The 21872-nt window shown below is 46.4% G+C and carries 16 protein-coding genes and 1 pseudogene; 10 read left to right on the top strand and 7 right to left on the bottom strand.

Translation table 11 applies throughout. The features are described from left to right. Positions 1-78 precede the first annotated feature (78 nt). Positions 79-783, bottom strand: a pseudogene (locus C7B77_RS05180) (reverse transcriptase N-terminal domain-containing protein); the annotation flags it as partial. A gap of 564 nt (positions 784-1347) precedes the next feature. Between C7B77_RS05180 and tyrS the strand changes: the two are divergent. The 3 genes from tyrS to C7B77_RS05165 all read left to right on the top strand — a co-directional run bounded on the left by tyrS (position 1348) and on the right by C7B77_RS05165 (position 8954). Beyond that, the gene (gene tyrS, locus C7B77_RS05175) at positions 1348-2586 is read left to right on the top strand and encodes a tyrosine--tRNA ligase (RefSeq protein ID WP_106300983.1); all 1239 of its coding nucleotides are present in this window, start codon (positions 1348-1350) and stop codon (positions 2584-2586) included. A 140-nt stretch (positions 2587-2726) separates the two neighbouring features. Next, positions 2727-8180 carry an amino acid adenylation domain-containing protein gene (locus C7B77_RS05170; protein ID WP_106300980.1) on the top strand — a complete coding sequence of 1818 codons (5454 nt, stop codon included), beginning with the start codon at positions 2727-2729 and terminating at the stop codon, positions 8178-8180. A gap of 81 nt (positions 8181-8261) precedes the next feature. Beyond that, the gene (locus C7B77_RS05165; RefSeq protein WP_106300977.1) at positions 8262-8954 is read left to right on the top strand and encodes a ComF family protein; all 693 of its coding nucleotides are present in this window, start codon (positions 8262-8264) and stop codon (positions 8952-8954) included. 103 nt (positions 8955-9057) lie between these two features. Here the strand turns inward: C7B77_RS05165 and C7B77_RS05160 are convergent, their stop codons facing one another. The 3 genes from C7B77_RS05160 to psb27 form a co-directional block, all read right to left on the bottom strand. Next, positions 9058-9591, bottom strand: coding sequence for a tetratricopeptide repeat protein (locus C7B77_RS05160; RefSeq protein WP_106300974.1), 534 nt, complete (start codon positions 9589-9591; stop codon positions 9058-9060). Between the two features lie 364 nt (positions 9592-9955). After that, positions 9956-11518 (bottom strand): glycoside hydrolase family protein, encoded by a 1563-nt coding sequence (locus tag C7B77_RS05155; protein ID WP_106300971.1) that lies wholly within the window; start codon positions 11516-11518, stop codon positions 9956-9958. Positions 11519-11726: 208 nt separating this feature from the next. After that, positions 11727-12128 carry a photosystem II protein Psb27 gene (gene psb27, locus C7B77_RS05150; protein WP_106300968.1) on the bottom strand — a complete coding sequence of 134 codons (402 nt, stop codon included), beginning with the start codon at positions 12126-12128 and terminating at the stop codon, positions 11727-11729. Positions 12129-12394: 266 nt separating this feature from the next. Between psb27 and C7B77_RS05145 the strand changes: the two genes are divergently transcribed. From C7B77_RS05145 to C7B77_RS05135, 3 genes are read left to right on the top strand one after another with little or no spacing between them, the layout of a single operon-like run. After that, on the top strand, positions 12395-12988 hold the full coding sequence (locus C7B77_RS05145; RefSeq protein WP_106300965.1) for a biotin transporter BioY: 594 nt from the start codon (positions 12395-12397) through the stop codon (positions 12986-12988). Positions 12989-12998: 10 nt separating this feature from the next. Then, positions 12999-13475, top strand: a complete 477-nt coding sequence (gene lspA / locus C7B77_RS05140) for a signal peptidase II (protein ID WP_106300961.1) — start codon at positions 12999-13001, stop codon at positions 13473-13475. 56 nt (positions 13476-13531) lie between these two features. Next, positions 13532-14020, top strand: coding sequence for a PPC domain-containing protein (locus C7B77_RS05135; protein ID WP_245894067.1), 489 nt, complete (start codon positions 13532-13534; stop codon positions 14018-14020). Positions 14021-14213: 193 nt separating this feature from the next. Here the strand turns inward: C7B77_RS05135 and fabI are convergent, their stop codons facing one another. Then, a complete protein-coding gene (gene fabI / locus C7B77_RS05130; protein WP_106300958.1) occupies positions 14214-14990 on the bottom strand; it encodes an enoyl-ACP reductase FabI in 777 nt (258 codons plus the stop codon). Positions 14991-15492: 502 nt separating this feature from the next. On the opposite strand from fabI, the gene ntcA reads away from it, so the two are divergent. Next, on the top strand, positions 15493-16173 hold the full coding sequence (gene ntcA / locus C7B77_RS05125) for a global nitrogen regulator NtcA (protein WP_106300956.1): 681 nt from the start codon (positions 15493-15495) through the stop codon (positions 16171-16173). A 176-nt stretch (positions 16174-16349) separates the two neighbouring features. Here ntcA and C7B77_RS05120 read toward each other — a convergent pair whose 3' ends face one another. Next, positions 16350-16556 (bottom strand): hypothetical protein, encoded by a 207-nt coding sequence (locus C7B77_RS05120; protein ID WP_106300954.1) that lies wholly within the window; start codon positions 16554-16556, stop codon positions 16350-16352. Between the two features lie 521 nt (positions 16557-17077). Here C7B77_RS05120 and glyA point away from each other — a divergent pair. After that, the gene (gene glyA / locus C7B77_RS05115) at positions 17078-18361 is read left to right on the top strand and encodes a serine hydroxymethyltransferase (protein ID WP_106300952.1); all 1284 of its coding nucleotides are present in this window, start codon (positions 17078-17080) and stop codon (positions 18359-18361) included. A gap of 240 nt (positions 18362-18601) precedes the next feature. On the opposite strand, the gene C7B77_RS05105 is transcribed toward glyA, so the two are convergent. Beyond that, positions 18602-19096 carry a bifunctional nuclease family protein gene (locus tag C7B77_RS05105; protein ID WP_106300948.1) on the bottom strand — a complete coding sequence of 165 codons (495 nt, stop codon included), beginning with the start codon at positions 19094-19096 and terminating at the stop codon, positions 18602-18604. 455 nt (positions 19097-19551) lie between these two features. Between C7B77_RS05105 and C7B77_RS05100 the strand changes: the two genes are divergently transcribed. Beyond that, positions 19552-20238, top strand: coding sequence for a riboflavin synthase (locus C7B77_RS05100; RefSeq protein ID WP_106300946.1), 687 nt, complete (start codon positions 19552-19554; stop codon positions 20236-20238). 145 nt (positions 20239-20383) lie between these two features. After that, positions 20384-21808: a sensor histidine kinase gene (locus tag C7B77_RS05095; protein WP_219891994.1), complete on the top strand. Its 1425-nt coding sequence runs from the start codon at positions 20384-20386 to the stop codon at positions 21806-21808. Positions 21809-21872: the final 64 nt, after the last annotated feature.

The following is a 21872-nucleotide window of genomic DNA, read 5'->3' as shown; positions in this document are numbered from 1 at the left end:
AATACCTTGAGGTAGGTATTATCTCGTGGTTGTTTTGACTCACCTAGAGCATTACCACTGTACGCTTCGCAGCGCACCCACTCCACCTTGCGGAGTTCCTTGGTCTGGGAATCCTACATTTGTTCCAGCTTTCAGGCATCTCCAGATGCCAAGCTTTAGCCCTGATGGGGCAATTAGGTTATCCATGATTGCAGAGTGGTTAATCCGGTCGAAGTACTTTTCGATATCTAGTTCGATTACTCGTTTGTTGATACCGTTGCAATGGGAGCGTAGATTATCGAATAGGAATTTCTGGGCATTATGTGCCGAGCGTCCGCTTCTAAATCCGTAACTCCGGGCGTGGAAGGTTGCTTCGTGCGCTGGTTCTAAGGCATATTTTGCGAGGCATTGCCAAGCTCTATCTGCCATTGTGGGTACTTTTAGCATACGGGTGGAACCATCCTTTTTAGGGATTGGGATTTCTCGTAATCTTTGGTGCTTCCAGTTGGTATGATGTAGGCTGATATTCTCAGCTAGTGCAAGACGTTCCTCAAATGAGAGGGATGCTTTGCCATCTATACCAGCCGTTTTCTTGCCAGCGTTTAACTGTGTTACTTGTCTGATTGCTAGTAATCTAGCTGCTTGAGATTTGAGGATTAGTTTCTGTAGTGACCTTGCTTTGCGCTTGTCTCCAACTGAAACAGCTTTATACACTCGTTTTTGTAACCGGAATAGCATCTTTTGGAATTTCTTCCATTTGAAGCTTTTCCATAATTCGCTAGCGGTTATGCTGCGTCTAATCATGATTTACTCCAAGAAAGTATATTCTGAACACCTTGACCCAATTACGGGTCATCCTACCCGTGTCTGAGGGATTAATCCTCTCGTCTGGTCTACCGTAAGTGCGACCACTCACAGACCTCACACACGTTTTTATTCGTTCCGTTCGAGAGATTGTTATGTCCCTTTAGATGTAGCCAATTCAACCGCCAGAACCCCATACTCATGCCGTAGCGTCATAAACAAAATCGCGGCGGGATACTAATCTCTGGCTAGGTCGGACATAAGGATTGCGTCCGCCTCTTACTAGGTTGCTTTTCTAGGCTCTGTTTCATCATGGGGACTCCTCATTAGCCGCAGTGTCCAGTGCAATTCTGGTCTGATTCAGCCCTGTTCCCAGCTTCACTCTCACGAATTCCGAGTCGTGTCGGTGTGGGCAGATAGAGAGTCATCTCTGAGTTTGAGAGGTAGGGCTTGCACCTACATTCCTCGAACAGTTCAACCCTTATGTGTATCATGTCTGGATACCAGGCTGGTAGCATTATTTATGGACTTTCACCATGATTTATACTACAATGTAATCGCACTATGACTGTAAGTGTTTCCGTGCCAGCATCAGATCGATTCGATTGGTTATTTAGAGGGATAAGTGAGATTTTTCCTCACCAGCCCAATTCTCCAGATCCGGCGGAGAATCTCGCCCAGCGATTAGCACAAACCGACCGTCCCTTGCGGGTTAAACTGGGGATCGATCCGACTGGTGCCGATATCCATCTCGGTCATAGTATTCCCCTCCGCAAGCTGAGATCTTTCCAAGATGCCGGACATACTGCGGTGCTAATTATCGGCGATTTTACCGCGCGCATTGGCGATCCTACTGGTAAATCGGAAGTCCGCAAGCAATTGACGCCCGAGCAAGTCACGAATAATGCTCTAGCTTATCTCGATCGCGTGCGTCCGATTCTCGATTTTGAGACGCCGGGACGATTGGAAGTCCGCTACAATTCCGAATGGCTCTCCAAATTAGATCTGGGTCAAACGCTCGAACTGCTGTCTACAATGACGGTGGGACAAATGCTGGCTAAAGAAGGCTTCGCGCTGCGCTACGAAAAAGAGACGCCGATTTTTATTCACGAGTTTCTATACCCGCTGATGCAGGGCTACGACTCTGTTGCCGTCCGCGCCGATGTCGAACTCGGCGGTACCGATCAAAAATTTAATCTCGTCGTCGGACGCGATCTCCAACGTCATTTTGGGCTGACGCCGCAATTCGGCTTGGTGATGCCCATTCTGTTGGGTACCGATGGCGTGCAAAAAATGTCCAAATCCCTAAATAATTATGTGGGTTTGGGCGAGGATGCTCTAAGTATGTACTCTAAGCTAGAGAAAACGCCCGACAGCATCATCAAAGATTACTTTACCCTGCTGACCGACCTAGAAATCGATCGACTGCCAGAGAACCCCAGAGAGGCCCAGAAGCTACTCGCGCTGACAGTCGCCGAGCAGTACCACGGTCGCGAGCGAGCCATCCAAGCCCAAGCTGACGCGATTGCGCTAATTACCAAACCCGGTCAAAATGCAGGTGGCGATAGCATCCCTGAATTTTCGCTATCTGCTGTGACTTTCCCAGCTAAAATATTTCAAATTCTCTCAGCTAGCAGCTTGTGTACGGGTAGTAACGATGCCAAACGCCAAATTCAAGGCGGTGCTGTCAAGTTAGACGGTCAACCCATTACCGATATCGATCTGACATACGATCGGGCTGATGCGCTCGTCGGTAAGATCTTACAAGTTGGCAAGAAACGCTTCAAAAAGTTAGTTCTTTAGCACTTCAACAATAGATCTGCCTCTTTTGGTGGACTACATTGTATGCTCTAATTTGCGATCGAATATACTACGGCCAGTCATGACTAGAGTTACTATATACCAAGATTAATAAAAAAACTTGGTATTCTCTACTGTACAGTATGGATTATTTGGATCGAAAATTTAGCTGTTTTCTCATCGGGCGGGTGTCTTTTGTATTTCCTTGCGCTCGCTATCTGTTAGCGAGCGGTCATCACATATTGGGGATGATTACTACGGACAAGTCTCTAGCTCAGTCCCTAACTGTCGGCGACGACTGGGCAGATTTAGATATTATTCCTCAGGTGGAAATTGCGACAAACTTACTCGATGTTTTAAAACAGCAGCCATTCGATTACTTATTTAGTATTTCTAACTCAATAATTTTATCTGAAGATATTTTAAGATTGCCGCGTTTGGGTACGATTAACTGTCACGATGGGCCATTACCCAAATATGGGGGGATGAATGCACCAACGTGGGCAATTATCGATCGCGCAAAAACTCACGGAATTACTTGGCACCAGGTTACTAGTCAGATTGATGGTGGCGATATTCTGAAGCAAGTGTCTTTTGAGATCGAAGCTAGCGAAACGGGAGCGACGATTAATAGTAAATGTTACGAGCTGATTATTGCTTCTTTCCCTGAGTTAGTCGATGAGCTGGCACATGGAAAAATATCGCCGATCGCGCAAAATCTTCAAGAGCGTAGTTATTTTTATCTCTCTCAAAAGCCCAGTCCTGGCTGTATCTTGAATTGGCAGCAGAGCGCACGTAAAATTGATGCAATAATTCGGGCTTTAAACTATGGTAATTATGAGAATCTGCTAGGCTTGCCAAAATTAGCGATCGCCAATGAAATCTTTGTTGTCGATCGCAGCGAAATTTTGGATCGTCCTTCCCAATTACCACCGGGCACGATTGTCGAGATGGAAACCGATCGACTGAGTGTCGCTACTGGCAGCCACGATCTGCTAATTTCCAATCTCCAAACCCTAGATGGTAAATCCGTAATAGTTTCTGAATTAGTCGATCGATTAGGCGAAAATAGTAGGGGTAGTTCGAGCGAAGATTGTCATCCGAAATTTATCGATCTCAATGCAGAAGTAGCTCAAAAAATTTCCGATCTCGAACGAAAATTAGTCAAGCATGAAAGTTTTTGGGTAGAGCGATTGGCAACCCTCAATCCACTTATTACCTCTTTACCCTGGAAAAGTAATGGAGCTACTCCAGCAACAGGTAGCAGCGATAAATCTCCAATTTTCCTTAGAGATTGGTCGATTTCGCCAGCGATTGTCGAGTTCGCAGCAAAATATCGACCGATCCTAAATCTTGGCGATTTTCTGGTTGCAGCGATTGCTACGTATTTAAGTAAAACTTCTCACCAAAATTGCTTCGATCTGGCCTTTAAGTATTCAGAGCTAGACCGAGAGTTAGCAGATCTATCCAAGCTTTTTGTCGATCGAATTCCAGTTAGGTTCGATCTCGATCTCGATCGCAGTTTTCTAGCAAATTTGGCGACAATCGATCGGGAGCTAACTCTCGTCAAACAGCATCAGACTTACGCTCGCGATCTCGTCCTGAGATACCCCAAACTTCGAGACTTCACGAAACTCAGCGTTGCCGATCGATTGCCGATTTCGATCGAAAGATTTACTAATAATGAGTACCTGTCAAAACTGAGGTCGGGAGCGATACCACAGGGGTTGACATTTGCCATCTCCGAGGATGGTACCAATTGTTACTGTTACGGCGATCCAGAGTTGGTGGACGAATGCCAGATCGACTCGCTACTGGAGCAGTCAAACGCATTCTTCAGCAGCATCATTGACAATCCGGATCTGCCGATCGCCAAATTGCCGCTATTATCGCCGCTAACCGCCGATATCCAAGTCCAGGAGTGGAACGATACGCAGACCGATTTTCGCACCGCAGGCTGCATCCACGAGCTATTTGAGGCGCAGGTAGCACGGACTCCCGAGGCGATTGCACTCATCTGGGAGCGAGAGCGCGTTACCTATCGAGAATTAAACGATCGATCGAATCGACTCGCACGGTACCTGCGGACATTGGGTGTCGCGCCAGATGTCCTCGTCGGCATTTGTCTGGAGCGATCGATCGACTCGATCGTCGGAATTTTAGGTATTCTCAAAGCTGGGGGAGCTTATGTCCCTCTAGATCCGACGTATCCACCAGAACGTCTCGTACCGATCGTTGCTGATACCGCGATGCCGATTATTGTCTCTGAGTCTGGCTCGATTGCCAAGTTACCCGGTAGCCAAGCGCGGGTTGTCTGTATCGATCTAGAGCGAGAACAGATTGGTGCTCTACCGCACGCACCAAATATGACGACTGAAGTTAGAGCCAACCATCTCGCTTATGTCATTTACACTTCCGGCTCGACAGGTAAGCCCAAAGGAGTGGCGATCGAACACCATTCATTAGTAAACTACACTATCGCTGCCGCACGGGAATTCGACCTTACACAGCACGATCGCGTCCTCCAATTTACCTCGCTCAACTGCGATGTCAGTGCTGAAGAAATTTATACTTGCTTGACAGTTGGTGCGACCCTTGTCATGCGCGATGAGGCGACGATCTCCTCCCTCGATGCCTTCTTTAGCCAATGCCAACAGTGCCAGATCTCCGTCACGAGTTTGCCAACAGCTTATTGGCACGAACTGACAGCCAGACTGGATTTAGAGACATTAACACTACCGACCTCGTGGCGATTGGCGATTATTGGTGGCGAAAAAGTAGTGCCAGCCAGATTTCAGGAATGGCAAAAATCGGTCGGCTCGCGAGTCCGATTGATTAATGCTTACGGCCCTACCGAAGCGACGATTAGCGCGCTGATGTGCGATTTATCGAAGTTGGATCCAGATCGACTGCTGACAGAAGCACCGATCGGCAAACCGATCGCCAACATGAAGGCGTATGTACTCGATCCCGATCTGGCATTATGCCCGATCGGGACGCCTGGAGAGCTGTACCTGTGCGGTGCGGGACTAGCACGCGGCTATCTCAATGAGCCAGAATTGACAGCCCAAAAGTTTATTCCCAATCCGTTCGATCCACTATCTACGCGATTGTATCGGACTGGCGATCTGGTGAAATACTTGCCAGATGGCAACTTGCAATTTCTCGGTCGTCTGGACGAACAGGTCAAAATCCGGGGCTTTCGCGTCGAACTCGGCGAGATCGAAACCGTCCTCAACGCTCACCCCGACGTCCGCGAAGCGATCGTGCTCAATCGACCCGTAGGATCGAGCCAGACGGGTCTAGCAGCCTATCTAGTACCCAAACATCAACAACAACCAGAATGGTGGCCTTCAGTCGGCGAATACCCAGTCTACGACGAATTATTGTACGAATCGATGACTACCGACGCACCCCGCAACCAAGCTTATTCCCAAGCGCTCGAGCGGGTGGTAAAGGATAAAATAGTAGTAGAGATCGGTACGGGCAAAGATGCGATCCTCGCCCGCTTTTGCATCGCCGCAGGTGCGACCAAAGTCTATGCGATCGAGGCTGGCGAAACAGCCTTTCAGCAAGCCCAGCAGACGATCGGTCAGCTCGGCTTAGAGGATAAAATTATCCCGATCCACGGTTATTCTACCGCTGTCCGACTGCCCGAATTAGTCGATGTCTGCGTGTCGGAGATTATCGGTAACATTGGTAGTTCCGAAGGTGTAGCTCCGATCTTAAATGATGCGCGACGGTTTCTTAAAGCCAACGCTCGGACTATTCCCCACCGTTGCACGACCAAAATTGCCGCTATTACCTTACCCGATCGACTCCGCGAACGCCCCAGTTTTGGGCAACTAACCGGACATTATACGCAGCAAATTTTCGATCTTGTCGGTCAACCTTTCGACCTGCGGCTATGTATCAAAAACCTACCACCAAGCAATCTGATTTCTAATAGCGATATTTTTGAAGACTTAGTTTTTGACACAGAGACCGCGATCGAGACCAGTCAAAATATTAGCTTAACCATTACCAAATCGGCTCGCTGGGATGGCTTATTGTTATGGCTGAATTTATATACCGCCCCCGATCTGATTATCGATAATTTGGATCGAGTGTATACTTCCTGGCTGCCAGTTTATTTTCCGATCTTCGATCCAGGTCTCGATGTCATTCCTGGCGATCGGATCGAAGCGACGTGTAGGAGTCGATCGAGCGACAACCAGATTAATCCTGACTACCAGATTGAGGGCAAATTGATCGCTAAAAATGGGCAAATCATTCCCTTCTGCTGCGATTCGCTCCATCACCAGCAGCCAAAAGTTCGCAGTCCTTTTTACGATCGCTTATTTCCGAACGGCCAGATTAGTATCGATTCCGAGCGCGATCCACTCACCGCCAAAAATATCCGCGCTTATGTAGCGCGGTTATTACCCGAATACATGGTACCGACTCGGATCGTAACGATCCCAGCATTGCCGCTGACGCCCAATGGTAAAGTCGATCGGCGAGCGTTGCTATCCATGACTCCAGATCGTGTCAGCACTCCATCTGCGCTGACAGTTAACCCCAACCTCACCGAACGAATTTTGCTCGAAATCTGGCAGGAAATTTTGGGGCTAGAACAGATCGATCCTGACGATAACTTCTTTGAATTGGGAGGACATTCGCTCCTGGCGATTCAATTATTTACCAAGATCGAGCAACGGTTGAAAGTGCAGTTACCATTGTCCGTGCTAGTTAGATCGCCGACACTGGCGCAGCTATCCGAGCGGTTAACCAAACTATCCCAAGAAAATATCTCCTCAAGCTTGCTCCCGATTCAACCCCACGGCTCGAAACCGCCCTTTTTCTGCGTTCATTCGCTCGATCCTGGCTTGTTATTTTATCAACCATTAGTCGAACATTTAGGGCTAGAGCAACCGTTCTACAGCATCCAACCTTACGATCGTCACAATCAACTCCTGTCTTTTGCCAAAATCGAGGATATTGCTGCTTATTATCTCTGGGAAGTTCGATCTGTACAACCCCAAGGCCCATATTATCTAGGCGGTTTTTCGTTCGGTGGTTATATTGCCTTTGAAATGGCTCAACTGCTTCGCAAACAAGGCGAAGAAGTTGCCCTGTTGGCCATATTTGATACGTTAGCTCCTGGTGTCAGCGAAAAAGTCTCCGCCGTAGAACAATCGATCGGCGTATGGAAACTTGCTCGTAAGTATGGCTGGCAGTTTTTGTATCAGAAGCTCCTCAATCAGCTAACTTTATATCGCCGAATGTCCCGCGATCTGTTGCCAAACTTGTTGGTGCATCCAACGCCATCGGTATCCATACCACAGCAACAACAAGATCGATCGATCGCAGACGATCGAGTCTTGGCGCAATATCATCCCGATGTCTATCCCGGCAAAATTACCTTATTTCAAGCAGGCTACGCCGTAAATACAATCCAGCTAGCTCAAGGCTGGGACAAATTAGCAGGTGCTGGAGTAGAAACAATCGAAATACCTGGCGACCATGCTTCGATCTTTAGCGAAGCTAAAGCCAGTTTCTTGGCTCGCGAATTGAGCAGATGCATCGACAATTTATTAGTCGAACGTCAATCGTAAGTCCGATCGCGAACTACAATCCTTAATAGTCACCTTGTAGAATTGGTATAGTTATCAATTCTCAATTCTCCAACCTGTCCCATGTCCGATCCCTGGCTCCTTGGCGTCGCCTCTAATCTCAAAGAGCGTGCCTTAAATCTGTTTCTGCGGCCAAATTGTCCCCTCTGCGATCGAGCGGCTTTAGCAGTTTGCTGTGAGTACTGTCAGCGTCAAATTTATGACGAACGCTTGGAGCGACCAGATCGGTATTGGCAAGGCGATATACCGCTATTTGCCTGGGGAAAATATCAAGGGGCAATTAAAAGATCGATCGGTAAATTCAAATACGATGGTCATCGATCGATCGGCGATCTCTATGGAGAATTAATCGCTCGGAGTTGGCAACAATTTACACCGCCAAATCTACCGACGAACTTAGTCGTTATTCCCATCCCGCTCCATTCCGAAAAACTCGCCACCAGAGGTTTCAATCAAGCAGAATCGATCGCTCGCAAATTCTGTCAATTAACGGATGCTAAATTAGATGTCAGTTTGCATCGAACTCGATCGACTATTCCTCAATTTGGCTTATCTAAATCCGATCGTCAGAAAAATGTTACAGATGCATTTGCACTGAAAAATTCTACACTTAAATCCGGTACGACAGTGTTATTGATCGATGATATTTACACCACAGGTTCGACCGTGCGATCGGCTGCAACAGTATTACGATCGCACCAAATTAATGTCTGTGGTGTCGCCGTCATCGCCATCGCAGGCAATGGTAGTAACTAAGACAGAGGGTAGAACTTCGTTTATAGAACGTACCTTTAAGGTAACATCTAAATCTAAATGACGACCATCAATTATCAATTATCAATTATCAATTATCAATTATCTAAGGTAACATTCCCGAAGTCAAAGTATCGATACTATTACTGAGCGCGGTTAGCTCTATCATATAGTTGTATTTTTCTACATTACCTTGCTCTTTAAATAATTTAGCAGCAGATCGCCAATCGATCGAGGCTTCTTGTTCGCCGTATAATTCTTTATAAGCACAACCGCGACTAGAATAAGCAAGTGCAAAATCTGGTTTGAGTTCGATCGCATGACTGTAATCGGCGATCGCCAAAGCATAATCTTTGGTAGAATAATATAAATTACCGCGTCGATAATAAACAATTACTAGATCGGGATCGAGTTCGACCGCCCGATTGTAATCGCTCATCGCTTTTTGAGCGTCGCCCAATTTGTAATAAGCATCTCCTCGACAACAGAATGCCAGAGCCATATGTGGGTGAAATTCAATTGCTAGCGTGTACTCGACGATGGCCCCAGAGTAGTCGCAGCTTTTATATTTCGCTTTAGCTGATAGCAAGATATCGCTAGTATCTCTAATGGCAATTAAAGTGTTTGTATGTTCTGACATGTTTTAATTACTAATCTTACAAAACTTACTATGAATTTTTAATGCAACAGCCAACTAGCATACTTGAGATAATATCGATCGAAACTAAGCCGATCGTCGATTTCACGATCGTTAGTAATCACTCGATTTGACCGTGTTGGGGTATTTCCTGTCGAGTTCGATCGCCAACTAATTACACTTTAAGTAAATTATGGATCGACATACCCAAGATATATTTTTTTCTTTAAAATAAAATCAGTGCAAACACTTAATACATGAATACGACGTTGGTACTGTATTCATAACATCGCGCGATTGTCAGTGTCGGCGAGGTAAAATTAAACAGATACCGAGTGTATTTGCAATCGGTATCCGTCGATACTTTTTACTTTAACTGACAGGAACTTCGATAATAGTCATACTCGGGTTCTTGCCAAGAAAAAGCAAAGTGACTGATGGAATTGATTTGCGGCAAACTACGGTGAATGCTGTCCATTTGTTCTTCCAAGGATGGTCGCCCATCTGTGGGTTTGCTCCAGTTACCCGCAAGGGCGGGAATCACGTTTGTCGTCGCTGGTGCAAAGCTCAAAACTCGACGCACTTGGTTGGTAATACAATCGCTGCGATTGCAGGTTGCATAAGCCATCGGGTGCCATTCACTAGTGGCGGTAAATCGATCCCATGGTTGCAACCGCGAATCGTAGCCGCGCCGACCAACTGGTTGATTGGCTTCAGGGAAAAATACCGAACCAGATTTAATCCGTTGTTGCTCTGCTGGTGCTGCCGCTCGTTGGAGAAAATTAACTACCCCTTGGCTGGCATGAGCGACAGTCAGTTGCCACAAATCCCATTCAATCCAAGCAAATTTATCCTCATAAGCCATGTTTGCTTCGTTGTCTAGGGGCGTGCGACCCTGCCACATGGGTTCGACCTCTAACGGATGGAGTTTGTCGGCTTCCTTGAGGTCGTTAATCGTGATGGTACCATTGGTCAAATAGCGATCGATTAAGTAGGTGCCTTTATTATTTTTAGCCAGAGCCATCAGAGCTTGTCGCGACTCCTCCCCATAAATCCACAAGTCGCGGACTTGTCCGGCGATCGATTGCGCGCCCTGTCCGCGTGGGAAGCGGATATAATCGAATAAGATCCCATCGGGACGACGGGCAATGACTTCTTTAACCAACCGTTCGTAATCAGTTTTGGCTTTATTGCTGTGCGGATCGACAAATAAGACAGAATTGGTGCTACCGTCTTGCGCTTTTTGAAAACCTTCTTCGCCTGCAAATAATGTGGTTTCGCCCCGCCCATTGAGAGCTAGCGCAGACTGTCCTTCTGGAGTTACTGCATACTCTGGGCCGAAGTTAAGGCTATACATCCAGGCATAGACTTTTAAGCCGCGTTCGCGCCCCTTTTGGATGGCATCGGCGAGTAAATCGGTTTTATCGGTGCCACGCGATGTCAGTACGGAGTTCCAAGCCGTGCGATTGGTCGCGCGGGGTAAGAGAGCTTTACCATAGAAGGTAGCGACATATACTTGGTTATAGCCGCGATTGACCATCCGATCGAAGATTTCTTCTAAGGCTCCCGGACGAGTATCGCAAGGATAGAGTCGGATCCAGATTGCCTGATTCTTGAGCCAACTTTTTTGCCGACACTGAGCGACATAGTTGACGTGCTTCTTGACGATTTCATTGTATTTGGTCTGACTATTGCGATCGCCATTTTGAGCGGCTAACCGCAAAGTATTCTTGGCACTAGCTTCGGCTAGCGGAATTTGGCAATAATCTACGCGGCTGAGTGCCGTCTGGGCAAGAGTAGATTCAGCATAGTAGCCTTGCCCGAGCGAACTAGTTGTTGCTAGGACTCCGAGTAAGAATTTTTGACGCCACTTGTGACGATACCATCCCAATAGTGAGACTGGAAGCTGTTTGTGTAGCGTACAATCCATAGTATCGATCGCGATCTCAGGTAAAATTTAAAGTTAGCATCATAACAGTTAAAGGAGAAGCCAATCTACAGATTAACTTCCCCTCAACATCCTTTAGTTCGGACAGCCGATCTCGGCATAAAGTTCCGAGTCTACAGACTAGATCGACTATTTTTCGCTAACTTAAATCATTCGTACCGAGTCTTTGGTACCCAATTGCGATCGATCCTTACGCGTTGCGTTGCAATGCTAATTCAATTTGCTTGAATTTCTGCTCTAAATTAGTTTTGAGCTTTTCTGGGAGCGGACGATTGGGATAAGCAGCGTAGTGAGCCGCCAAAGAGTTGAGTGCCGTGCGCATATTCGTAAACGAACTCAGCTTGGTTAAAGCGGGATCTTGGCGGTAGCGAGCGGCAAAATCATTGATATTCAGCCGTGCTAGCGACTGTGCTGCTGCTCTGTCTGGGGAATCATCGGGCATCTCTAGTACAGCTTTGAGACTAGTTAGGACGGTCATTGTGTCCTGACGATAATTGCCAACCAGTCCGCCAGGGCTAGCCGAACAGCCAGCCAATCCAACTACAACAACTAGCACTAACGCAAATAACTGCGACCACAGACGCTTAAACATAATTAATAACGTAGAAATTTAAAACTCCAAAATTACTGTCCATCCTAACGCGAATCCGAGCGCAATGGGGAGATAGGATGGAGAGGACAATAGACTATCGATATTTGGTGCTTGACTATTTGCGATCGTTGGCGTAGCCTCTCTAAAAGAGAATCGACTAGGTTAATCCTTGTCGATTCTCTTTCTCCAGAGGCTACGTCAATGGATCCTAACTTGGCATAAAAATCTCGTCACAAATTACTGGCCCCTATTTCTCCCGAGCTGACATGACTACAGTTTCTCGTCCTTATATTTTGATGTGGACGATTGTTGGTTTATTTCTGACAATCGGTGCAAACTTTCTACCTGCTTATGTTACTAGTGCCCCCTGGCAATGGATTAGTGCGGGGATTAGTGCTTATCCATTAGGATTTAAGTGTCAAGTTGGAGCGGTATTATTAGTAAGTTGTTTGGGCGGTAAAACGGCTGGGGTACTGACTCAAGTTACCTACTTATTACTGGGATTGCTCTGGCTCAAAATCTTTAATGATGGTGGTGGTATTGAATATCTCCAAAAACCTGCTTTCGGTTATTTACTTGCATTTATTCCTGGTGCTTGGGTCTGCGGGCAACTTGCATTTCGACGCGCTCCTCAATTAGAATATCTAGGCTTGAGTTGTTTGTGTGGATTAGTAACGATTCATGCAATCGGCATTCTTTATTTAATAATATTTCAGCTAATTAATTGGCAAGAATTAGGTGGATTTCAATTATTGAATTTGATGGCTACTTACTCTCTCTACCCTTTGCTCAGTCAAATAGTACTCGGTTGTACGGCAACATTAATCGCTTTCGTGCTACGGCGACTGATGTTTTATTGATATTTATGACATGAAATTTAGAAATTCTTATTTTTGGCTGGCGGCGATCGTGAATATTGGCATCGATATTATTAGCAAAAGAGAGATTGTCAATACTCTCCAGGTCGAACGCACATCAATTCCACTGATTCCCAATATTTTGCATTTTACCTACATTCGCAACCATGGGGCGGCATTTAGTATGCTTGAGGGACAACCATGGTTGGGATGGCTATCATTATTGGTAAGTATCTTTTTAGTCTCGCTCGGTATCTTTAAAACTTTTCATACCATTTGGGAGCAGCTAGGTTACGGACTCATTCTGGCAGGAGCCGTCGGCAATGGGATCGATCGATTATTTTTTGGGGGGTCGGTGGTAGACTTTATCGATCTGAGAATAATTAATTTTGCGATCTTTAATTGGGCAGATATCTCGATTAATATCGGCATTGCTTGCTTATTAATTCATAATTTTATCGATCGAACGCCAAAATCTAACCCGCACTAATTATTTAATAGCATCGCTCGGCACAACTATCTCGATCGCCCGCACACTATTTAATCATGTCAAGCCTAACTAAGAATTGCTATTATTTGCCGCTCTTAAGTGCAATTTTAGCTCCAGGTGTTGTTTGTATGAATGTCAACGCAGTTCCTCGCACGACGATCGTTGAAACACCTACACCCAAAAACACTAGATTTGTCTACGCACCAATTTCATTACCTGTTGGCGGCGAAGTCAACGATACACTTTCCGATCGCGATATTCCGACCGGAGATGGTGGCTTTGCTAGAGATTATTCAATTCAATTAAAAGCAGGAGATCAGATCGCCATCGATCTGACGTCGGAAACTTTTGATGCTGTCGTAACGCTACTAAATTCGGAAGGAAAAACGGTTGGTAAAAACGATGATGGCCCAGATGGTAGTAGTAATTCGCTGCTATTTACTAGAATCAAAGATACTGGCAATTATGTCATCCGCGTTCAAGGATTCGGCGAAACTAGCAGCGGCGCATTTAAGTTGAAAGTTAGTAAATTGAAAGCACAGTAGGGGTGGATGAGTGGATGGGTGGATGAGTGGATGGGTAGATGAGTGGATGGGTGGACTGTACCACCGTAGGATGAGTAGTATGGAGCAAAAGGACGCTTGCGTCTACTATCCACTATCCACTATCCACTATCCACTACCCTCTACCTAAAGCCTAAAGCCTAAAACCTAAAGCCTAAAGCCTAAAGCCTAAAGCCTACATCCCAACAGTCTCGTAACCCGCATCTACATAGATAATTTGCCCGGTAATGCCACTGGAAAGATCGCTTGCTAAGAAAGCTGCGGTATTGCCAACTTCGGTTTGGGTAACAGTCCGATGTAATGGAGCCACCTCTTCAACGTGGTGAATCATATCCAAAATACCACCGACAGCCGAAGACGCCAATGTCCGAATCGGCCCTGCGGAAATACCATTCACGCGAACATTTTGGGAGCCAAATTCGGCAGCAAGATAGCGCACGCTCATTTCCAAACCAGCTTTGGCAATGCCCATTACGTTATAATTTGGGATTACCTTAACCCCACCGAGATATGTGAGAGTGATAATACTGCCACCCTCTGTCATCAATGGTTTTGCCGCACCTGCTAGGCGATTGAGAGAGTAAGTACTGATATCTAGTGCCTGAGCGAAACCCGCACGGGAAGTTTTGCTAAAATCTCCTGATAGATCCTCTTTATTTGCAAACGCCAGACAGTGAATCAGAATATCTATGCGTCCCCATTTTTCGCCCACTTCCGCGAACGTGCGATCGATTTGAGCGTCATCTTGGACATTGAGCGGGAGATAAATACTTGGGTTTAGGGGAGCGACTAATTCTTCTACTTTGCGCTCCATCTTGCCTTTTTCGTCGGGTAGATAGGTAATGCCGATATTCGCTCCAGCCGCATGGAGTTGTTGCGCGATGCCCCAAGCGATCGATCGATTATTGGCAATCCCAGTTACTAAGGCGTTTTTGCCGCTTAAATTTAGCACGATAATTTTATTCCATCTTAACTCGCACGGCTCATGATATCAGTTAGCCGTTAGCACTTACCAGTTAGCCATGTTTTTTGCATCGACTCCGCCCGGTTGACTCAGTAGATACTAATTGCTTGCAATCGTTGATATATAATTGTTTGAGCGATGTTGCTAACGCCCCAATCGACGATCGCTTCTGAGGCTAAGTAGTCTATGATACAAAAAACTCCGGTCAAGTCAGATTAAGTATTGTGTAATACCTTTAACTGGGGGCTAAAAGAGTTGGATGTAGAAACGTAGAAACCAACAATCGATCGATAACCTATCGTAGAGCGATCGCCGATGTTGAGATCCCAGATCGTCGTTACACAACTACGGTAGCCTAAAGCTCAAGTCAAGATAACCATTAGTTTGAATGCTACCAGCTCGAAGATTCTAAATCTCCAGTCATCAAGGTTCGCGCCCCCTTCTCAAGTTTGAATCGGAAGTCCTAATATTCCAAGTGAGTGCTGATAAAATGACGATCGTGATGCAAGATAAACCACTAGCTAGTATCTTTCAGCAATTGGCTGGAGGAGCTTTCCCACCTGTATTAGAAACATTCGATCGCAATAAAACTATTTTTTTCCCTGGCGATCCTGCCGAACGCGTCTATTTTCTCACTAAAGGTGCCGTAAAACTGTCTCGCGTCTACGAAGCTGGAGAAGAGATTACCGTAGCTCTACTGCGCGAAAATAGCGTCTTTGGAGTCCTATCTTTGATTACGGGCAACAAGTCAGATAGATTTTATCATGCGGTGGCTTTTACCCCAGTAGAGTTATTATCCCTATCGATCGAGCATTTTGAGAAAGCTCTGAAGGAAAATCCCGAACTATCTTCGATCGTCCTCAAGGGTTTATCTTCCCGCATTCTCCAAACCGAAATGATGATCGAAACTCTAGCACATAGAGACATGGGATCGCGACTGGCTAGTTTCTTACTAATTTTGTGTAGGGATTTTGGCGTCCCCAATGGGAATGGGATCACGATCGATCTCAAATTATCTCACCAAGCGATCGCCGAAGCTATCGGCTCTACTCGCGTCACCGTCACCCGTCTCCTCGGCGACTTACGCAACGAGGACAATCAAGTCATCTCTATCCAAAAGAAAAAGATTACCGTTCATAATCCGGTGGCGTTGAGTCAACAGTTTAATTAGTTGGGAGGTAGGAGTTGGGAGTTGGGAGTTAGAATTTAGACGCTAAAACTTTTAGCGTCGTCCACGTTTGAGTTGTTATTGCCTCATATGACAACTAAATCTAATAAAGCCAATCACCTTGTTTCACTTCCAAATCTAGTCTTTCACTCCCAACTCCCAACTCCTAACTCCCCACTCTACTCCAGATCCACCAACTTAAACCCCATCTGACACTCATAAGCATTAGCTTGTGGTTCGCTACAACAACTGAGATCGCGGATGACTCGACCGCAGTATAGTTTACCTTGTCGCCAGCGTGGTTGGCCATCGCGATCGGCCAGCAGACAAGCTTGGCAGACTTGCTCTGGAGAAACTATTCGATCGTTTAAGATGACTACTAACATACACCACCCTCAATTTTGGATTGGGTACGGACAATTGAATTGAAAATTGCGGCTTGCACTGGTAAAAGTGCATCCTCTTGGCTCGTTCGTCGAGAGCGAGCTACGCTCCCACGAAGGCTTCAATACGAGATTGAAAATTAAATTTGCAGCAACTTTACCTTGGAACAGTTGCCATTCGACAGCGCGGGGGCGAGATCGCTAATTGGATTGGCTAAAGATAATAGTTGATACATTCAATTTTATCAAGCCTACTTCAATTGTCACCACTAGCAATCGGAATTACCGTATCGATCGAAACAATCTAGGCTTTAGGCTTTAGGTAGAGGGTAGAGGATTCTATGTTTTGGAACCGCGTTCCAATTTTATTCACCCACTACCCATTACCCATTACCCATCCACTCATCCACCCATCTACCCATCTACCCCATTGGGAGAAGTAGGCTCCATTGGTTATGATAGATATCCACACAGAACCTAAAATCGATTCAGCATTCCCAACCTATTTCTTCACAGACTAGATCATGGCAAAAACTAACTTAGAATTTTTACTAGAGACAGATCCAGCGATCGCGAGCTTAATTGGTTCCGAGTTAGGTCGTCAACGGAGCCATCTCGAATTGATTGCCAGTGAAAATTTTACTTCCCCTGCGGTACTGGCGGCACAAGGTTCGGTACTGACGAATAAATATGCTGAAGGCTTGCCGAGCAAGCGTTACTATGGTGGCTGTGAATTTGTCGATGAGATCGAGCAAATTGCGATCGATCGCATCAAGCAGTTATTCGGTGCGGCGGCGGCAAATGTTCAGCCTCACTCTGGCGCGCAAGCAAATTTTGCCGTATTCCTGACGCTCCTCAATCCTGGGGACAAAATCATGGGGATGGATTTATCCCACGGCGGACATCTCACCCACGGTTCGCCTGTAAATTTTTCGGGTAAGTGGTTTGAAGTCCAGCACTATGGTGTCAGTCCCGAAACAGAACAACTAGATTACGACACGATCCTGGCGCAAGCGAAACAATACCGCCCCAAATTGTTGATCTGTGGTTATTCTGCCTATCCTCGGATTATTGACTTTGCTAAATTCCGCGAGATTGCCGACGAAGTAGGCGCGTACCTGATGGCAGATATCGCGCATATTGCTGGATTGGTTGCGACAGGCTACCATCCCAACCCCCTACCCTATTGCGATGTCGTCACTACGACTACCCATAAAACCCTCAGAGGGCCTCGTGGTGGATTGATTATGACTCGCGATGCCGAGCTGGGTAAAAAACTCGATAAATCTGTATTCCCAGGCAGTCAAGGCGGCCCGCTCGAACACGTAATTGCAGGTAAGGCTGTCGCCTTCGGCGAAGCTCTCCAGCCCGCCTTTAAGACCTATTGCGGCAACGTTATTGCCAACGCACAAGCATTATCTAGTCAACTGCAAGAACGGGGCTTTAAAATCGTTTCTGGTGGGACTGACAACCATCTGATGCTAGTCGATCTTCGATCGATCGGGATGACTGGCAAACAGGCAGATTTATTAGTCAGCGATGTCAACATTACTGCCAACAAAAATACCGTACCTTTCGATCCGGAATCGCCATTTGTCACTAGCGGCTTGCGTCTGGGTTCTCCTGCGATGACTACGCGCGGCATGGGTACGACCGAGTTTGTCGAAATTGCCAATATTATCGCCGATCGACTATTAAATCCTGAAGACGACAAAGTAGCCAACGACTGCATTCGTCGGATCGCTACTCTGTGCGAAAGCTTCCCGCTCTATCCTCATCTGAGTCTCCAAGTACCCACATTAGTTTAGATTACAGCCCAGTTCGGAGTGCGTTAAATTCAACCTTTCGCACTCCTTCTGCTCCGCTTCGATGATTAATGTTGGGTTTGGCGTTTCTCTACCCAACCTTGTGCCTAGAAGAAACTTTGGCCGAGGCTGTTGGGTTTCGCTTTGCTCTGTCTTGACCCAAACACATGCGGAGGAAACCTCCAGAGCGCGCATCCGCTACCCAACCTACAGATCTAAAGCCTAAAGCCTAACCCCTAACTCCTAAGAAGCATAGCCACCTTTGCGAATCAGATCGTCTGGGCGAAGATTGGAGACAAAGCTGCGAAAAGCTTGACGTTCTTGCTCGTCAGCATCGCGATCTACTGGAATCGAAGCATCAGCGATAACTTCTTCAATTACCCAAATTGGTGCTTTTGTGCGGATGGCGATCGCGATCGCATCGCTAGGACGAGCGTCAATTTCGCGAATTTGACCGTTACTATTAATCGCGATCGAGGCGTAGAAAGTGTTGTCCTGTAAAGAATTGATGGCGATCCGCTCTACCTTGATATCACAACTGTCAAAAATATTGACCATCAGATCGTGCGTAAATGGTCTAGGTGGTGTTTGTTTTTCCAACGCATTGACGATCGCCTTAGCCTGCTCTTGACTGATATATATCGGTAATGCACGACGGTCTGAAGCATCTTTGAGTAAAATGATCGGACTGCGGGAAACGGCGTCCAGAGCGATACCAGCAACTTTCATTTCAATCATGGTGGGTTCCTTTAGTTATTATTTGACAGATACAGGTGGGTGAGAACTTTAAAAGGCGAAAATTAGCAGACTGGGCATTCGAGGCAGTACCAGCAACTTTCAGAGCGACCGCGATCGGTTCCGTTAGTCTATATACCGAATCTGGATGGTGACGAGCGTTAAAGTTGAAAATTATAAGATATGGCAGCTTAGTTAGGAAGGCTACATTTCATTCGATCGTTTCAGTGGAGAATTCCACCGAACTAGGTATAAGGTAATACCCGGTTTAGAGATCGAGATCGGGGTAGTTGCTGCTGGTTATTTTTGAGATGCAGGTATATTAAAGAACATTAAAGTTTAAAATAGAAGGTGACGTAATTAGTCTAACGGGCTTGAATATTGGCACTTAGTGCCGACATGTATCCAGGATGACTTACCAAACGTTGAATCGCGAATAGTACTTTGACTGAAAATAGATGTTTACAGGACTAGTCCAATCGCTGGGAAATTTACGCCTTTTGACTGACGATCGGCTGGAGGTTTTGTGCAGGTCTAAAGATGCCGCACTTATTCTAACCGATCTAACTATTGGTGATAGTGTAGCTGTAGATGGCGCATGTTTGACAGTCGAAGAAATTTTACCACAAGGATTTATAGTAACTGTTTCTCCAGAGACTATAGATCGTACAACGATCGGTCAAAAAGATCGCACATCTAGCTATGCAAATTTAGAAACATCACTGCGAGTTGGTGGCAAAATTGGCGGTCATTTTGTTACCGGACATATTGACGGAATCGGTCGGTTAGTGTCTAGTAAGAGCACCGCAACTTCCTGGGAAATGCGATTTGCTGCACCTGAGTCTTTGACGGCACAATGGTCGGATTATCTGAGTCGCTATCTGGTATCTAAAGGAAGCATTGCTGTCAATGGCGTGAGTCTGACAATTGCCGAGTGCGATCGAGGTGGAAATTGGTTTACAGTTGCCGTAATTCCACATACATACACACATACAAATTTGTCACAACTCCAACTCAATGAGTGGGTAAATTTAGAGGCAGATATTTTAGGTAAATATGTCGAAAAGTTAACGATGTCGAGCCATTCTGGTTTCAGGGATCGCGAAATTATTACACCTGATTTTTTAGCAGCAAATGGTTATTAATTTCACATCGCTCGCGCGCTGACGGATATTAGCCTAACTGAAGTTCGGTTTTACACCTACGATCGGGTATGTTAGATCCGTTAACCTTTGGAGTGTCAGTCTAGCGGTCGGGTATATCGTGGTCAGAAAGTGGTTGCTCCCAACATTGAGTGAAGTATTAGCCAAAGCAGAACCGACGGGAATCGATCTGCTGGTACCTGAATTTAGCCCTCCCGATCCCCAGCCAGCCTCAGATCGGCAGGAATTAGAACTTAGAGCAAACAGCCAGTGGCACAGCGCGATCGCGTCGGTAGAAACGTTGTTGCTCAAATCTTTACCCACCCCGATTGGTGGAGAGGATCTGACTGAAGAGACGGTAATTGAAGGCTTATTAATTGCTGCGCCATTGCCATTATTCAGCCATCCGACGCTCGTGTCGCAGTTACAAACGATTACCTTTACCACACCCCATTCTAGCCGCCAGTTACTACCATGTAAGTCGAAAGCAAACGATCGCCATCTCGAGCGTTCCCACCATTTTCCGATCGAAATCTTACCTACCGATCCCCTTGCTGACGAACGGTTTTGTCTGGTGCTCACCGAGCAATTTAGTTTAGTCGTAGTCTTAGGCGAAGAAGATGGCAATCCGCGCTGTCAATTTTCCTTCGATCCTGACGATCTAGATTTGGCATGGAAATCGCTACGGGGGAGAATCATGCTCACAGCACCCCAGCATCTCTCGTATTTAGATGAATTAGCGGCGCAATTTAGCCCGATCGAGCCTGATTATCGGTGGGTGGTAGCATTCAGTCAATCTCTGCTCGAACACCAGCCTGTCGCCCCCCTAGCCCCCACTCAGCCGACAGTAGAAGTGCCGACCAAAGTCGCCGCTGATGTCGAGCTGATCCAAGCTCTAACTCACGAAATTCGTACCCCGCTAACTACCATCCGTACCATGACGCGATTGCTATTGCGTCAACCGGATTTATCCCCGCGCGTGCTCAAACGCCTCAGCGCGATCGATCGAGAATGTACCGAACAGATCGATCGGATGGAGCTAATTTTTAGTGCGGTAGAACTCGCCACCACCGAGCCATCTCGCGCGATCGATCTAACTACAATGTCGATCGGCGAACTACTCGAACAAAATTTGCCCCATTGGCAACAACAAGCCGAACGTCGCAACCTAAATCTCGCTGTAGATATCCCACACAAACTCCCCACCGTCGTCAGCAACCCCACGATTCTCGATCGAGTCCTCACTGGCTTAGTCGAAAATTTCACCCGCAATCTTCCCTCCGGTAGTCGCATTCAAGTTGAAGTCACTCCTGTCGGCGACAAGCTCAAACTCCAACTCCAATCCCGCTCCGAAGCCGACGACACCCCCACAGCTACCAAAACCGATCGACGCCACTCGATCGGCAGATTGCTAACGTTTCAACCCGAAACAGGCAATCTCAGCCTAAATATGAATGTCACCAAGAATCTATTTCAACTCCTCGGTGGTAAACTAATCGTGCGCCAACATGTTCAACAAGGCGAAGTCTTGACCATTTTTCTGCCGTTGTCGGAGTTAGGGAGTAGGGGGTAAGGGATTTTGAATTTTGGATTTTGGATTTTGGATTGCGGATTGAGATATTCCCACCCATCCACCC

The sequence above is a fragment of the Chamaesiphon polymorphus CCALA 037 genome, assembly GCF_003003845.1.
GTDB classification, from domain to species: domain Bacteria; phylum Cyanobacteriota; class Cyanobacteriia; order Cyanobacteriales; family Chamaesiphonaceae; genus Chamaesiphon; species Chamaesiphon polymorphus.
The sequence above is the reverse complement of the archived record's forward strand: the minus strand, read 5'-3'. Positions and strand labels throughout refer to the sequence as shown.